This window comes from Sphingobacterium sp. B16(2022), from assembly GCF_012030425.1.
Classification (GTDB): Bacteria; Bacteroidota; Bacteroidia; order Sphingobacteriales; family Sphingobacteriaceae; genus Sphingobacterium; species Sphingobacterium anhuiense.
This window is the reverse complement of the sequence record NZ_JAAUVN010000003.1, coordinates 906874-921353: the sequence shown is the minus strand read 5'-3', so window position 1 is coordinate 921353 and position 14480 is coordinate 906874. Positions and strand designations below refer to the sequence as shown.

Sequence of the window (14480 nt, the reverse complement as noted above, 5' to 3'; positions counted from 1 at the left end):
ACATTTTAGGTGCCTATATCGGCGGTGTCTACCTCTTCCCATTCCGAACAGAGAAGTCAAGCCCGCCAGAGCCGATGGTATTGCCGTAACAGGTGGGAGAGTAGGTCGGTGCCTTTTTTATACAGAATAGCCTTTTAACAAGGCTATTTTGCTTTAATCTGATTTGTTTACATCAACATTGTTGATTCAAAATATTTTAGGTGTCTATATCGGCGGTGTCTACCTCTTCCCATTCCGAACAGAGAAGTCAAGCCCGCCAGAGCCGATGGTATTGCCGTAACAGGTGGGAGAGTAGGTCGATGCCTTTTTTTATACAGCAAAAAGCCTCTAGAATTATATTCTAGAGGCTTTTTGCTGTATAATGCTTTTTTATAGATCTGTAATTGTACAATTGGAATTTATAATGGTATTATTTATTCTGTTATTATCATAACAATATTACGAAGTTCTACTTATTTAGTCGTTAAATTTTTATAAACTTGAATATTGAAATGTATTTTACGCATTTCTATATGCTATACTGGATTATGAAAATTAAATATATTGTCATTGCGCTACTAATTCTTGTATTTGGATACTTGATCTGGCAAAGAATAACGACAAATAAAGAGAAGAATGAAGTTCCGACAGCCGGAAAAGGAAAAGCGGCTACCATGTCTGTATATGGTGCTGTTATTTTTGCTGAATCGTTCGCTGATAACCTTAATCTGACAGGTACCATTGAACCAGATGAACAAGTGGAAATTCGTTCTGAGGTTTCTGGATTAATAGATCAATTAAATTTTTCTGAAGGAAGTCGCGTAAACAAAGGTGCTATACTTGTGAAAATCGTTGCCTCAGATTTATTAGCACAATTAGAGCAAGCTAAAACAAGAACGCAATTGACTTCGGAAAATGAACGAAGAGCAAAACTGCTACTGGAGAAAGAGGCGATTAGTCAAGAGGAGTATGATATTGCAAGTGCTGATTATAGAACGGCGAAATCGCAAATCGCATATATCGAAGCACAATTATCTAAAACATACATACGGGCACCATTTTCTGGAATAATTGGTTTGCGATCTGTATCTAAAGGCGCATATATCACTCCTACTACCCCTATTGCGAAACTTGTAAAGTCAGATCGTGTTAAATTATCATTTGCGATCCCAGAAAAGTATGTAAGAAGAGTGTCGGTGGGTAAAAAGATTTCATTTACAATTCCTGAATCTAAGGAGGTTTTTGCAGCAGAAATTTTTGCTATTGATCCTGCTGTTGATTTGACAACTCGAACTTTACTAATAAAAGCTCGTGCTGATAATTCAAATAATAAATTTGTTCCTGGTGTCTTTGTGAATGTGATCTTACCACTGGAGAGCATTGATGATGCTTTAATGGTTCCTTCCGAAGCACTAATTCCTATACAGAATGGAAAGAAAGTATTTGTTGTAAAAGAGGGGAAAGCAAGAGAGGTGATTGTAGAAACAGGAGGAAGAACTAAGGATAAGGTGAATGTATTGTCTGGTTTAATGAACGGTGATACTGTTTTGACTACAGGAGTAATGTCGCTGAAGAATGATGTTAAAGTGAAGGTTAAATTACGTTAATCGTGTTATATGAGTTTATCTACAACAAGTATTAAACGCCCAGTATTAACTATTGTACTGAATTTGATGTTGATCTTATTTGGTATCATTGGTTATTCCTACTTGGGTGTACGAGAATTCCCTTCTATTGACCCGGCTCAAATATCGGTTAGGACAAGTTACGCTGGTGCTAATGCCGATATTATCGAGTCTCAGATTACGGAACCTTTGGAGAAGGCTATTAATTCCATCGATGGGATCCGAAATATTTCCTCATCGAGTAATCAAGGTACTAGTAATATAACGGTGGAATTTAATCTAGGTAAAAACCTAGAGGAAGCGGCAAATGATGTGCGCGATAAGGTGTCACAGGCTGTTCGAAGTCTACCTCAGGATATTGATGCAGCACCTGTGGTATCAAAAGCTGATGCAGACTCTGAACCTATTATTACCATGACAGTGCAAAGTTCTGAAAAGAATATTTTGGAATTGTCTGATTATGCTGAAAATACGATTTCACAGCGTCTTCAAACAATTCCAGGGGTTAGTTCGGTACAAATCTGGGGGCAGAAGAAATATGCTATGCGACTTTGGCTAGATCCAGTCAAATTGAATTCTTATGGTGTTACTGTTCTGGATGTGCGATCTGCTTTAAACCTACAGAATGTTGAATTACCTTCTGGTAAATTAACGGGTTCTAACACGGAGCTGACAGTAAAGACCATCGGTAACTTGGCTTCGGAAGAGGAGTTTAATAATATTATTATTAAATCGACAGGAAATAGTATTATCCGTCTGAGTGATGTTGGGAAAGCTGCGCTAGAGGCTGAAAATTTCGAAACTAAAATGTCTGACTCAGGATTACCCATGTTGAGTATGGCTGTGATCCCACAGCCCGGTACGAATTATCTGGAAATTGCAAAAAGTTTCTACAAGGAATTTGATCAGTTGAAAAAGGACCTCCCTGATGATATTGTCATGAAAATAGCGCTTGATAATACGCTTTTTGTTAAGCGTGCTGTTCTAGAAGTCGCGGAAACATTATTGATTTCTGTTGTACTGGTGGTCCTCATCATTTTCTTATTCTTTCGGGATTGGTCGATTGCATTTCGACCTTTAATTGATATACCTGTTTCATTAATTGCTACATTTTTTGTGATGTATCTCTGTGGTTTCTCGATTAATGTGTTAACGTTATTAGCGATCGTTCTTGCTACAGGACTTGTTGTTGATGATGGTATCGTCGTCACAGAGAATATATTTAAGAAAGTGGAAGAAGGTATGTCTCCTATTCAGGCGGCTATTAAAGGTTCTAATGAAATTTTCTTTGCTGTTATATCGATTTCTATTACACTTGCCGCTGTATTCTTACCAGTCGTGTTTTTAGAGGGATTCGTAGGTCGGCTTTTTAGGGAGTTCGGAATCGTTATTGGAGCTGCTGTACTTATCTCAGCATTTGTTTCCTTAACATTAACTCCGATGTTGAATGCTTATTTAATGAAGGGCGGAGAACAGAAGAAAACTAAATTTTATGATCGGACAGAACCTTATTTTGTGGCGCTAACAGATGGATATGCAAGTTCTCTGATAAAATTTTTGAAAAAGAAATGGATCAGTTATCCAATTGTTTTAGCTTGTTTTGGTCTTATTTATCTTTTCTTTAGCTTATTACCAAAGGAAACGGCTCCCTATGACGATAGAAGCTATCTGACAGTGCGAGTCACTGCTCCTGAGGGTGTATCTTATGATTATATGGATCGTTTTATGACTGAATTAACAACTCTTGTCAATGATTCAGTTCCTGAAAAAGATGTCAGTTTGGTGATTACTTCTCCCGGATTTGGGTCAGCCGCGGCTAATAGTGGTATGATTCGTCTTGGTCTTGTACAGCAGGAGGACCGAGAGCGTACGCAGGCGGAAATAGCACGTGATTTGTCCCGTTTAACGCGATCTTCTTCTGAAGCTAAGGTTTCAGTTATGGAACAACCGACTATCTCTGTGAATAGAAGAGGAGGGCTACCTGTTCAATATATTATACAGGCTCCTAATTTTCAGAAGTTGGAAGAGAAAATACCTGAATTTATGGACGCGGTGAATGATGATCCAACTTTTTCAATCTCTGATGTTAATTTGAAATTCAATAAACCTGAGCTTTATGTCAATATTGACCGTGAAAAGGCCCTAAGTTTAGGTGTTTCTATATTAGATGTTGCTCAAACATTACAAATGTCTCTTTCTGGACAGCGATTTGGGTATTTTATGATGAATGGGCGTCAGTACCAAGTTATTGGTCAGTTTGATAAAAAAGATACGAGTACGCCACTCGACCTTGCCTCGATCTTTGTTAAGAACAAGGATGGACAATTGATTCAGCTGGATAATATTGTAAAGATTGAGGAACGGAGCAGCCCTCCTCAGCTATATCATAATAATCGCTACATGTCTGCTACTGTTTCTGCTGGTTTAGCCCCAGGAAAGAGTTTAGGAGAAGGAATAGAAGCAATGGACCGGATTAAAGCCAAGGTACTGGATGAGACTTTTACGACAGATTTAGGTGGTGAGTCGAGAGATTTTAAAGAGAGTGGATCCAATACAATGTTTGCCTTTGGTTTGGCTTTACTTTTAATTTATTTGATTTTAGCAGCGCAATTCGAAAGTTTTATTGACCCTTTCGTCATTATTATTACAGTACCACTAGCCGTTGCAGGAGCATTATTTTCACTTTGGTTATTTGGTCAGTCTTGGAATATATTTAGTCAGATTGGAACGATTATGTTGATTGGACTGGTAACGAAAAATGGTATTCTAATTGTAGAATTTGCCAATCAGTTAAGAGAAGAGGGGAAATCTAAATATGATGCAATTGTTGAGGCTTCTGCTGGACGATTACGCCCGATTTTAATGACGTCTTTAGCAATCGCGCTTGGAGCATTGCCGATTGCCTTGTCATTGGGAGCAGCCTCTACAAGTCGTATAGGAATGGGCGTTGTTATCGTAGGAGGAACTATGTTTTCACTCGTATTGACTTTATTTGTGATTCCTGCAATCTATTTAATGTGGTCTAGAATAAAGAAACACAATCCTGAACTGACGAATATTGAAGATTAATATGAATAAGATTTTTTATCTACTAGCCTTGCTTTTTATTCCTGTAGGCAGTGCTTTCTCACAAAATGTACTTACTGCTCACGATGCAGTTGCTATAGCTATGGAAAATAACTTTGATGTATTGTTGACAAAGAAGGATGTGATCATCGCTAAGGAAAATGCAACATATGGGAATGCTGGAATCTTACCAAATCTTACTGCAAATTTTAGCCAGAGCAACAGTAATCAAAATTCCAAGCAAACACAAAGTACAGGTGAGGTGAGAGAGTTGGAAAACGCAAAAAATAACAGCATGAATTATGGTGTTAGTTTAGGCTGGACCATTTTTGATGGCTTTGGTATGTTTGCGAGGTACGAGAAATTGAATCAACTGAAAGCAAGGGGTGACCTCGAGTTGAAATCGATCATTTTAACGACTGTTGGCGATGTGCTGAATATGTATTATACAATTGTTCTGGAAGAGAATCTTTTGCACACCATAGATTCTTCAATAGTTATTTCCACTGATCGTTTAAAAACGGCAGAAAATCGTTTTCAAATTGGAAAAGCTTCTAAATTGGAAGTTCTCAATGTACAGGTGAACTTAAATGCGGACCAATCCTTGCGATTAAAAAAATTGGAAACAATTGCCAATTTGAAAACGGAGTTAAATAGATTGATGGCTCGGGATTTAACGATAGATTTTGAGGTTCAATATGAGTTTCAATTCAATGAGAATTTGGAAATTAATGCTTTACTAGAACAGGCTACTAATCAAAACATCGAGCTCCAATTAATCAAATTGGATAAACGTTTGGCCGAGCTGGAGCAAAAGGATGTCCGCTCGAAACGCTTACCTGTTGTTCGTCTTAATTCTGGCTATAACTTTTCGTCATCAGAATCTAGTTTGGGATTTGTTTCTCAATCTAATGCAAGAGGTTTGACTTATGGTGTAACGGCATCGATGAATATTTTTGATGGTTTTAATCAACGGAGGAGTGAGCGAGTGGCTAAACAAATGGTGGAAAAAGCCTCGATTCAAATTGAGAGATCCAAAGAACTCATTAATGCCACTATTTTGAAAGCATATCAAAGCTATGTGACAAATATCAGCTTAGCTAAACTGGAAGAGCGAAATGAAAAAATCGCAAAGCAAAATTTAAATATAACTTTAGACAAGTATAAGATAGGTACGATAAGTGCAGTTGAATTTAGAGATGCTCAAGAAAACTATGTAAATGCTATGAGTAGGCTTAAAGAGGCTAGCTATCAGGCTAAGCTGTCTGAGATAGGTTTAAAAGAATTAGTCGGTAACTTGGACCTCTAACTCTTTTATAAATAAGCTAAGAGCCTTAAAAGGGCTCTTAACGTCCATCTTCTGTATAGAAGTCTAATAAAGAGCTCATGTATGGATCATCCCATCCATCAACAATATCATCATAAGCTTCATCAGGTATATTGACGTGGTTTATCTCGACTGAAGTTCCTTTTTTGTGTTCATGTAGTTTGATGGTAACAATGGAATCAGCCTCTTCTTCTCCAAAATACCATTGCTGAACAATCGTTTTATTGGGAACCAAATCGATAAATTTTCCTGTGATAGCACCATCCCACATCGAGAACTCACCACCGATAACAGGATCGATTTCTACTAAATCACCTGTCCAAAGACGTATGGTAATGTCCGTCGTCAGTGCTAGGTATATTTCTTCTGGCTCTGCAGGTATTATATAATATTTTTTGAAATCTTTCATAGCACAAAAATACGTTAATTATGAAAGAGTGCCTTCATCTATTTTAATCTTTTCTTGAATGAAAAAGGCTCTTGGAAAATATTTAGAAAACTGTTATTTGTTTTATGATGGGGTGATCTAACAGGGAACAGCTTGGTAAGAGCTCGTGCAATATCTGATCAGTTTTAATTATGATGGAATAGTATCTTGTTCGGCTTTTGAGGAGAAGCTATAGTTAATAGTACTATTTTTGAGTTAAAATAGGGTGTTGTACGATCAGTTGACAAATATCTTTTGCAACATCTTCTTTTGATTTTAATGTAAATTCTTGAATATGCTGAAAACGGTCAATTACAGTTACTTTATTGGTATCTGTTGCAAAACCTGCTCCTTTATCCTGCATTGAATTTAAGACAATGAAATCCAGGTTTTTACGTATTAATTTATCTTTTGCATGCTCAACTTCGTTATTTGTTTCTAAAGCAAAGCCGATTAAGAGCTGTTTTTCTGTTTTCTTAGTTCCGATAGATGCTAGAATATCTGTCGTTTTCTTGAGTGCAATGGAGAATTGATCTTCTTTCTTTTTTATTTTTTGCGAAGCAACTTCGATCGGAGTATAATCCGCAACAGCAGCACTCATAACAATAATGTCTGATTGTGAAAAATGTTGTACGACAGCTTCAAGCATTTCATGTGCAGAAGTAACTTGAATACGATCTACGTTTTGCGGGGCGTCTAAAGCGGTAGGTCCACTGATTAAGGTTACCTTAGCACCAAGAGCTACAAGCTGTTTTGCTAAAGCATAGCCCATTTTTCCACTAGAATGATTCCCAATAAATCGTACAGGGTCTATCGCTTCATATGTAGGTCCAGCAGTGACTAATGCATTCCTTCCGCTTAAAGGGAGTTGAGGAGAAAAGCTTTGCGTAATAAAATCTAAAATTTCTTCAGGTTCTGCAAGTCTTCCTTCTCCAATTAAGCCGCTAGCTAGTTCTCCATTACCTGGATGAATTATTCTGTTTCCATAGGATTGGAGTAAGCGGATATTGTTTTGAGTCGAGGGATGTTTCCACATGTCTAGATCCATCGCAGGAGCTATAAACACAGGACATTTTGCAGATAGGTAGACCGCAGTTAACAAGCTATCACAGATTCCATTTGCGAGTTTTCCAATAGTATTGGCAGTTGCTGGTGCAACCAGTATCAGATCAGCTTGTAATCCGATATGGACATGATTATTCCATTCCCCTGTTTTAGGATCGAAATAATCGATTAAAACGGGGTTATTTGAAAGGGTTGACAACGTGAGTGGCGTAATAAATTCAGCCGCTTCTTTTGTCATAATGATCTGAACATTCGCTTTTTCTTTAACTAGCAGTCTAGTCAAATGTGCAATTTTGTATGCGGCAATACTACCGCATACAGCAATCACAATATTTTTTTTAGCTAAGCTCATATCAACTGAGATAAAGCAAATTATTCTTGCTCTTTAGCGGGATTTCTGAAATAAACCTTATCGTGTAAGAATTCATCAATCGCAATAAGTGTAGCTTTTGGCATACGCTCATAGTGTTTTGAGATTTCAATTTGCTCACGGTTTTCGAATACCTCTTCTAAGTTATCATTGTTAGTAGCAAATTCTGCAAGTTTGCTGTTCAACTCCTCTTTGATGTCAACAGAAATTTGATTAGCACGTTTGCTGATCACTACGATTGACTCATAAATATTGTCGGTAACGGTGTCTAATTGTCTTAAATCACGAGTTACAGTTGAAGTTGCTACAGTGCTGTTATTTTTTTGACTCATTTTTTTGGGTATTATCTTTATTATCTTTATTTTCTTTAGCGGCTATTGCTGCTTTTCTTTCTTTTTCTTGTTCGGCTATGGCTTTATTAACAGTTGCCATGTAGGTCGCCGCAGTTTTCATTTTTTTCTCGGCGCTATCACGAAGAGATTCAACTTCCTTCATATATTTGCTATTCGGGAATGACATTGCAAAAGAGCGATAATAGTCAATAACTTCAGAAAAGCGATCTGCTTGCTTGACAGGACTACTCTGAGTTGCAAGTTTATACTGAGACTTTACCGTAAGGTACTCAATTTCTTCTGCATACTTGGTATCAGGATAGGCTTTCAATACATTTTGCAATGCAATCACAGCAGCTCTATAGTCATCGTTTAATCCCATGTCATAGAGCAACCTAGCATTTGAAAATGCTTTAAGCTCTAATTTATCACGCAGCTTTTGAATTAATTCACCAGCTTCTTTTGCCCTTTCAGATTCAGGATACAAATTGACAAATAACTGTAGTGCATCGATTGCTTTCCTTGTATTCTCTTGGTCAAGACTTGACTTTGGAGAATCTAGATAATAACAATATGCAGACATAAAACGACATTCTTCGGCTCTAGGACTATTGGGATAAACATCTGCGAAATCTTTAAAATGATAACGTGCAGAGGTATAATCCTTTAGTCTGTAGCTTGCAAAAGCTGTGAAATAATATAAATTTTCTGCTTCGGCCTGTCCTCTAAATTTAGTTCTTAAATCTTCGAACAATATTAAAGCCTTGCTATATTTTTTGTTTTCGTATAGTTTTACCGCTTCTTCGTACTTCTGAGCGATATTATTGCTTGCTCGCAACTTCTCAAACTTACTCTTACAGCTACTGAACGATACCAATAACAAAATTCCGGCACATAAAGCCGCTATACGCCTATTTAAAAACATTTTACAAAGATAAGTGAATTTGTAATACTAATCAATTAAATTTTTATGTTGCAATATAGTGCAATATTGGAAGCTATACAATGAATTTAATCATATTAACTTTTTTTAACCATAAATTCTGGAATGTTAATACTATTGTCATTTGCTTGTTTAAAAACAGTATCAATCGGATAGTCTTCTTATCATTTTAGTAAATTTTGATTATATTTACATTCAAATTGTTTTTAGTATGACATTAAAAGAAAGAGTTGAACAAGCATTGGATACAATTAGACCGTATTTGGAAACTGATGGTGGTGATGTTAGTGTGGAAGAAATCACTGCAGATAATGTTGTTCGTTTGAAATTATTAGGAGCATGTGCTTCATGCTCTATGAGTATTATGACTTTTAAGGCTGGTCTTGAACAAGCTATTAGAAAGGCTGTGCCTGAAATTACTGCTGTGGAAGCGATTAATATTACGGACATGAATGACCCTAATGCTAGTTTGCCGACACCTAAGGCATTATAATTGACCGCTTTAATTAACACAATTTAACAGCAGTGTAACTGTTAATGTCTTAGATTTGTGCTATGAAATTCAACTACCACTTTATTTTTGTTCTATTTTTCATCCTCTCTGGGTATGCTTCATATTCCCAAGAGCGTAAAATCTTGCAGTTTAGTGGTATTGTAGAAACGATTAGCTCTGGTCTTCCTGTGGGCTATACAACTATAACGAATGAAAGCTTTCGCAATGAAGCCTATATGGCCAATAACGAGGGCTTTTTCTCTTTTGTAGCGCATGTCGGAGACACGCTCCGTTTTACATCTGTCGGTTATGAGACCTTAAGGTATGTTATTCCAAATATTCAGGGTGATCGTTTGTCCACTGCGATCGTTATGAAAAATCTGATTACGGAGTTACCGATGGTGACACCTTATCCTTGGGCAAGTATTGAGGAATTTAACATTGCATTTATGAATCTGGAGGTTGATTCAGACAATATTATTCGTGCGAAGCGAAATTTGTCGAAGGAATCTTTAGATGCTTTGGCAGCTAGAGTACCTCGAACTGCCGATGAGATGCATAATTATAATGTAAATGATAATCATCGCAGTATGAATAATAAAGTTATTAATCAGCGGTATGCGAATCCTCTATTAAACCCTTTTGCTTGGGGCAGCTTAATTCAACAAATTTCCAAAGGGAAAAAAGGGAAGTAAACTATCCTTTATTCTGTCGCTTCTAATTTATTTAATTCCAGTACACTTATTTTCGAAGTAAAATAGGCAATTAATCCGGCTATACTTGTTATGGTAAAGAAGACGATGACAAAGTCTGTCCAACGGATTGCAATGGGGTAGCTGTCAATTAACATATTAGCTCCCTCTTCCACTTTTATGATACCATAGTTTATTTGTAAATAACAAAAGATGTAACCAATTAGCAAGCCCGTTACACAACCCACTAAGGATATCATTAGTCCTTCATAGAAAAATATTCTTTGTATTAACGAGCTGTTAGCACCGAGATTCTTTAAGATGTTCATATCTTCTTTTTTATCTAGTACGAGCATGGTTAATGATCCTACAATATTGAAAAGGGCAATTATACTGATCAATGTCAAAATAAAAAATACGGCCCATCTTTCAACGCGAACATTTTTATAAAGAGTCGGATTTTGTTCTTCCCTGTTTTTTACAACATATTTTTCTCCAAGATCCGTCTGTAGTTTCTTTTTGAAATGTTGAAGATTTGCTTTGTCTTTTATATAAAATTCAATTGCTGAAACGCGATCATATTCTCCAAGCACTTCTTGTGCAAAGGAAATTGGGGTGATAATTAAATTGTCAAAATCTTGTTGACTTTTTAATATTCCTTTTGGCTGTATAGATCTGATATTAAATTCATCGGCAGGATTTGCTGCATTTTTAGCTCCCTTTCTAGGTGAATATACATCAATATTACGGAGGCCACCGTGAATAGATACGCCCAAGTTTGCTTGAACACCTGCTCCAATAACGGCAGATGGAATACTGTCAGTTTGCAAGGTATAACTTCCACTTATTAATAAACTGTCTTTGCTTTTATGGTCTATTGAATTTGCCTGAATACCTTTAATAGTACCAATATACTGGCGGTTATCGTATTCCAATAGTACCTTTTCCTGCAGTACTTCGGTGTAATCGATTACATTGGAATCTTTCTTTAGCGCAAGGATAGGAGGTTGATTTGCATCAAACAGCTTTCCTTGGGCAGGTTCTATCTTTATTTCTGGCACAAATTGGCTGTACATGGAAATTATCAGGTTTTCCATACCGTTAAATGAAGAAAGTAAGATAATGAGTGCCGCACTGCTTACCATAACGCCAACGATGCTAATACCTGATATAATGTTGATCGCATTAACAGATTTTTTTGAAAATAAGTATCTTTTAGCAAAAAGGTATGGTAAGTTCATTGTGATTAGCCTCTAATAAATGGATTGGTCGCTTTTTCAAAACCGATGGTCGTAGTCGGTCCATGCCCAGGATAAATAGTAACTTCATCGGGAAGTATATATATTTTTTCCTTGATATTCTTTAATAACAAATCATGGTTACCTCCTGGAAGATCTGTTCTACCAATGCTGTTTTTAAATAAAACATCGCCGCCAATCAGAAATTTTTGCGGCTCACTATAAAAGCATAAATGAGCAGGGGAATGACCAGGAGCAAATATAATTTTCAATTCATGATCACCAATCTTTATCACATTTTCTTCAGTAAGAAATGTTTCTCCAATCGGGGAGATATCATACCTGAAACCCATTTGTGGAGCATAGTTCTGTACCTCGATCAATACCGGAAGTTCTCCCTCATGAAACTGGGGATAAAGACCATAAGTGTCAAATATAAATCTATTACCTAGCACATGGTCAATGTGACAATGTGTATTTAATAAGATCTTTGGATTTAAACTATTTTGCTCAATGAAATCTGTTAACGTTCTTTCATCAGCAGGTCCATACATGCCGGGATCAATGATGACACAGTTTTTTTGTTCATCATAAATGACGTACGTATTTTCTTGGTAAGGGTTAAAGGTAAAAGTCTTGATCTGCAACATAATTTGTAAAAATAAAGTTTTATTTCGAATGTAAGGTATTCAACTGATCTTCTATAAGGCCACTGTGAATGAATAATTATAATTACAATTCATTCCAAATTTCCCAATTTTTTTCTGCCTGAAGTTCTAGCATTTCCAGTCCATTCTTAATTTTTGCACCATTGTTTTTCCCTTTTTTAAGAAATGCGGTTTCTGCTGGATTATAAACAAGATCGTATAATAAATGCTTATTGCCAATATATTCATAGGGAATATTGGGCGCATCTTCCATATTAGGGAAAGTTCCGACAGGCGAACAGTTAATAATAATATAATGTTCATTGAGGATGTCGGCATCAAGTTCGCTGTAAATCAGATTATTTTCACTTTTATTCCGGCTAACAAATTTATAAGTAATTCCAAGTTCATTTAATGCATACTCCACAGCTTTCGCTGCACCCCCATTGCCTAGAATCAATGCTTTTGTATGTTGCTCTTCCAGGAGTGGTTTCAGCGATTCTTTAAAGCCGTAAACATCCGTATTGAAGCCTTTTAAGTAAGGTCCTGACGGCGTATGTTTAATCTGAATACAGTTGACCGCCTGAATTGCTTCGGCCTCAGGAGATAGCTCCTGAAGATAAGGTAACACATTGATCTTATGTGGTATTGTTACATTAACACCATAAAAGTTTTGATCGTTAAAAATCCGTTCAAATTCCCGAATGTCTTCTATACTATATAAATCATAGTTAATATCTGTAATAATTTCTTTATCAAATTTATCCAGATAGTATTTTTTAGAAAATGAATGTCCTAATGGAAAACCGATGAGTCCTAATTTCTTCATTTATTTAGGAGTATATTTTTTTATGATTTCTGAAATAATATGATTTCCTTGCAATTGCGGAAGATAATCAAAAAGAATATAATGTTTTTCAGGGTCGGTTGCCAAGCCTAATTCAAGAAAAACTATAGCATCATTGTACTTGCCATTAGCAAATAAATAGGCTACCATTCTAAAATATAATTCGGCAGCTTCTGGGTTATTCGTAATAGCCTCCGATACAATTTCAATTGCCTCATCTACTTTATCTTGTTCAAAGAAGATCGAAGAATAATCTAACCAGGCATCAACATCTAACGGGTTTAATGCGACAACCTTAGCATAGGCTTCTTGTGCAAGATCAATCTGTTTTAATTTATAGCGAGCATCCGCGATTGCAAACCAGTAATCTGGATTAGCATCGTCAAGTTCAAGTGCTTTTTTATAAAAATGGAGTGATTCAAAGTGTCTTTCTTCAAAGTCTAGTGTAACGCCTATCCCAAACCAGGCATCAGCTAAATCACCGTCCATTTTGACTGCTTTTTTATAGAAAACTCGAGCTTCTTCCATTTGCTCTAATTTTTCTAGGCATTCTCCTATAGCACAATAGGTGTCGGCGCTAGGTTTTTCATATTCAAAAGTTTGTTTATAGACCTCTAGAGCCTCCTGATAACGATCAAGGTTTACTAAAGCATTTCCTTTATTGAAGTATGCTGAAGAAAAATTTTCTTTAATTAAAATAGCATAATCGTAAGCATCAATAGCTTCCGGATATTGCGTCAGCTTGTGATATGCGTTACCTAGGTTATACCAGGCATAATAAGAGTAAGGCTCTGAATCGATGTATTTTTTATAAAACTCTACGCTCTCCTCTTGTTTGTCCAATATGTCATAGCAGTAAGCGAGTTCATAAAGTGCTTCCTGATTTTCCATATTGAGTTCTAGCGTTTTCTTTAAATAGTAAATCGCTTTTTCAAAATCACCTTCTCCCTGATAAACTACGCTAATGTGGAAATAGATTTCATCTTTATTGTCAGAGAGGCTCAATGCTTGGAATAATTGTTCCTTAGCTTCGTTAAATTGCCCTCTAGAACCATAGACTCCGCCTCGGATAAAAAAAATATCTCCTTCAGAGGGTTCTAACAATTCCGCTTTTGCCAGTGCATGCAACGCTTTATCAAATTGCTGTGTTGAAGAATAGAGTTGTGCCTGTTTGAGTAAAAATGTAATATCAAAAGGGTGCTGATTAATTGCATAATCGGCAACCTGTAATGCTTTTATAGGATCATTTTTTTCAATGTAATAGTCTATAATCCCTTCAAATGCTTTGGAATCAAAGAAATATTGGTCTTCGTTCCTAATCATTTCTTCGTACCGATCCACCGAGATTTTTCTTTCCTCAGGGGATTCAAAATCAAATTCCTCTTCCATCATCCTTATTTAATCTATCAATAAACCCAACTTAGTTGAA

General features: G+C 36.4%; 13 protein-coding genes and 2 rRNA genes. 7 read left to right on the top strand and 8 right to left on the bottom strand.

The genetic code is table 11. From position 1 onward, the window contains the following. Positions 1 to 5: 5 nt before the first annotated feature. The 5 genes from rrf (HCX49_RS18280) to HCX49_RS18260 all read left to right on the top strand — a co-directional run bounded on the left by rrf (HCX49_RS18280) (position 6) and on the right by HCX49_RS18260 (position 5979). Positions 6 to 117, top strand: a 5S ribosomal RNA gene (rrf, locus tag HCX49_RS18280). A 79-nt stretch (positions 118 to 196) separates the two neighbouring features. Then, positions 197 to 308 (top strand): 5S ribosomal RNA (gene rrf / locus HCX49_RS18275). 219 nt (positions 309 to 527) lie between these two features. Beyond that, entirely contained in the window at positions 528 to 1586 is a 1059-nt protein-coding gene (locus tag HCX49_RS18270) for an efflux RND transporter periplasmic adaptor subunit (RefSeq protein WP_168127822.1), read from the top strand. A gap of 9 nt (positions 1587 to 1595) precedes the next feature. Then, positions 1596 to 4673, top strand: a complete 3078-nt coding sequence (locus HCX49_RS18265; RefSeq protein ID WP_132770033.1) for an efflux RND transporter permease subunit — start codon at positions 1596 to 1598, stop codon at positions 4671 to 4673. A gap of 1 nt (position 4674) precedes the next feature. Continuing rightward, the gene (locus HCX49_RS18260) at positions 4675 to 5979 is read left to right on the top strand and encodes a TolC family protein (RefSeq protein ID WP_206368580.1); all 1305 of its coding nucleotides are present in this window, start codon (positions 4675 to 4677) and stop codon (positions 5977 to 5979) included. A gap of 37 nt (positions 5980 to 6016) precedes the next feature. Here HCX49_RS18260 and HCX49_RS18255 read toward each other — a convergent pair whose 3' ends face one another. The 4 genes from HCX49_RS18255 to HCX49_RS18240 form a co-directional block, all read right to left on the bottom strand. After that, positions 6017 to 6406, bottom strand: coding sequence for an SRPBCC domain-containing protein (locus tag HCX49_RS18255; protein WP_021190742.1), 390 nt, complete (start codon positions 6404 to 6406; stop codon positions 6017 to 6019). A gap of 223 nt (positions 6407 to 6629) precedes the next feature. Beyond that, the gene (gene coaBC / locus HCX49_RS18250) at positions 6630 to 7841 is read right to left on the bottom strand and encodes a bifunctional phosphopantothenoylcysteine decarboxylase/phosphopantothenate--cysteine ligase CoaBC (RefSeq protein WP_132770031.1); all 1212 of its coding nucleotides are present in this window, start codon (positions 7839 to 7841) and stop codon (positions 6630 to 6632) included. A 20-nt stretch (positions 7842 to 7861) separates the two neighbouring features. Continuing rightward, complete coding sequence (locus HCX49_RS18245; protein WP_132770029.1) at positions 7862 to 8191, bottom strand: DNA-directed RNA polymerase subunit omega; 330 nt, start codon at positions 8189 to 8191, stop codon at positions 7862 to 7864. Beyond that, positions 8175 to 9116: an outer membrane protein assembly factor BamD gene (locus HCX49_RS18240; protein ID WP_132770027.1), complete on the bottom strand. Its 942-nt coding sequence runs from the start codon at positions 9114 to 9116 to the stop codon at positions 8175 to 8177. The genes HCX49_RS18245 and HCX49_RS18240 overlap by 17 nt, the downstream gene beginning before the upstream one ends. Before the next feature lie 229 nt (positions 9117 to 9345). On the opposite strand from HCX49_RS18240, the gene HCX49_RS18235 reads away from it, so the two are divergent. Next, entirely contained in the window at positions 9346 to 9627 is a 282-nt protein-coding gene (locus HCX49_RS18235) for a NifU family protein (RefSeq protein WP_021190738.1), read from the top strand. A 62-nt stretch (positions 9628 to 9689) separates the two neighbouring features. Further along, positions 9690 to 10322: a hypothetical protein gene (locus HCX49_RS18230; protein ID WP_021190737.1), complete on the top strand. Its 633-nt coding sequence runs from the start codon at positions 9690 to 9692 to the stop codon at positions 10320 to 10322. Positions 10323 to 10330: 8 nt separating this feature from the next. Here HCX49_RS18230 and HCX49_RS18225 read toward each other — a convergent pair whose 3' ends face one another. From HCX49_RS18225 to HCX49_RS18210, 4 genes are all read right to left on the bottom strand, one after another. Continuing rightward, positions 10331 to 11560, bottom strand: coding sequence for an FtsX-like permease family protein (locus HCX49_RS18225; protein ID WP_021190736.1), 1230 nt, complete (start codon positions 11558 to 11560; stop codon positions 10331 to 10333). A gap of 5 nt (positions 11561 to 11565) precedes the next feature. Next, on the bottom strand, positions 11566 to 12207 hold the full coding sequence (locus HCX49_RS18220) for an MBL fold metallo-hydrolase (protein WP_132844408.1): 642 nt from the start codon (positions 12205 to 12207) through the stop codon (positions 11566 to 11568). 82 nt (positions 12208 to 12289) lie between these two features. Next, positions 12290 to 13033, bottom strand: a complete 744-nt coding sequence (locus HCX49_RS18215) for a shikimate dehydrogenase family protein (protein ID WP_132770023.1) — start codon at positions 13031 to 13033, stop codon at positions 12290 to 12292. Next, complete coding sequence (locus tag HCX49_RS18210) at positions 13034 to 14440, bottom strand: tetratricopeptide repeat protein (protein ID WP_132770112.1); 1407 nt, start codon at positions 14438 to 14440, stop codon at positions 13034 to 13036. Between the last annotated feature and the right edge of the window lie 40 nt (positions 14441 to 14480).

Excerpts from the sequence above, each read along its gene's own strand:
- HCX49_RS18255 (WP_021190742.1), bottom strand. The coding sequence starts at position 6,406 with ATGAAAGATTTCAAAAAATATTATATAATACCTGCAGAGCCAGAAGAA.
- HCX49_RS18240 (WP_132770027.1), bottom strand. The coding sequence starts at position 9,116 with ATGTTTTTAAATAGGCGTATAGCGGCTTTATGTGCCGGAATTTTGTTA.
- HCX49_RS18245 (WP_132770029.1), bottom strand. The coding sequence starts at position 8,191 with ATGAGTCAAAAAAATAACAGCACTGTAGCAACTTCAACTGTAACTCGT.
- HCX49_RS18265 (WP_132770033.1), top strand. The coding sequence starts at position 1,596 with ATGAGTTTATCTACAACAAGTATTAAACGCCCAGTATTAACTATTGTA.
- HCX49_RS18270 (WP_168127822.1), top strand. The coding sequence starts at position 528 with ATGAAAATTAAATATATTGTCATTGCGCTACTAATTCTTGTATTTGGA.
- coaBC (WP_132770031.1), bottom strand. The coding sequence starts at position 7,841 with ATGAGCTTAGCTAAAAAAAATATTGTGATTGCTGTATGCGGTAGTATT.
- HCX49_RS18235 (WP_021190738.1), top strand. The coding sequence starts at position 9,346 with ATGACATTAAAAGAAAGAGTTGAACAAGCATTGGATACAATTAGACCG.
- HCX49_RS18215 (WP_132770023.1), bottom strand. The coding sequence starts at position 13,033 with ATGAAGAAATTAGGACTCATCGGTTTTCCATTAGGACATTCATTTTCT.
- HCX49_RS18220 (WP_132844408.1), bottom strand. The coding sequence starts at position 12,207 with ATGTTGCAGATCAAGACTTTTACCTTTAACCCTTACCAAGAAAATACG.
- HCX49_RS18210 (WP_132770112.1), bottom strand. The coding sequence starts at position 14,440 with ATGGAAGAGGAATTTGATTTTGAATCCCCTGAGGAAAGAAAAATCTCG.
- HCX49_RS18230 (WP_021190737.1), top strand. The coding sequence starts at position 9,690 with ATGAAATTCAACTACCACTTTATTTTTGTTCTATTTTTCATCCTCTCT.
- HCX49_RS18260 (WP_206368580.1), top strand. The coding sequence starts at position 4,675 with ATGAATAAGATTTTTTATCTACTAGCCTTGCTTTTTATTCCTGTAGGC.
- HCX49_RS18225 (WP_021190736.1), bottom strand. The coding sequence starts at position 11,560 with ATGAACTTACCATACCTTTTTGCTAAAAGATACTTATTTTCAAAAAAA.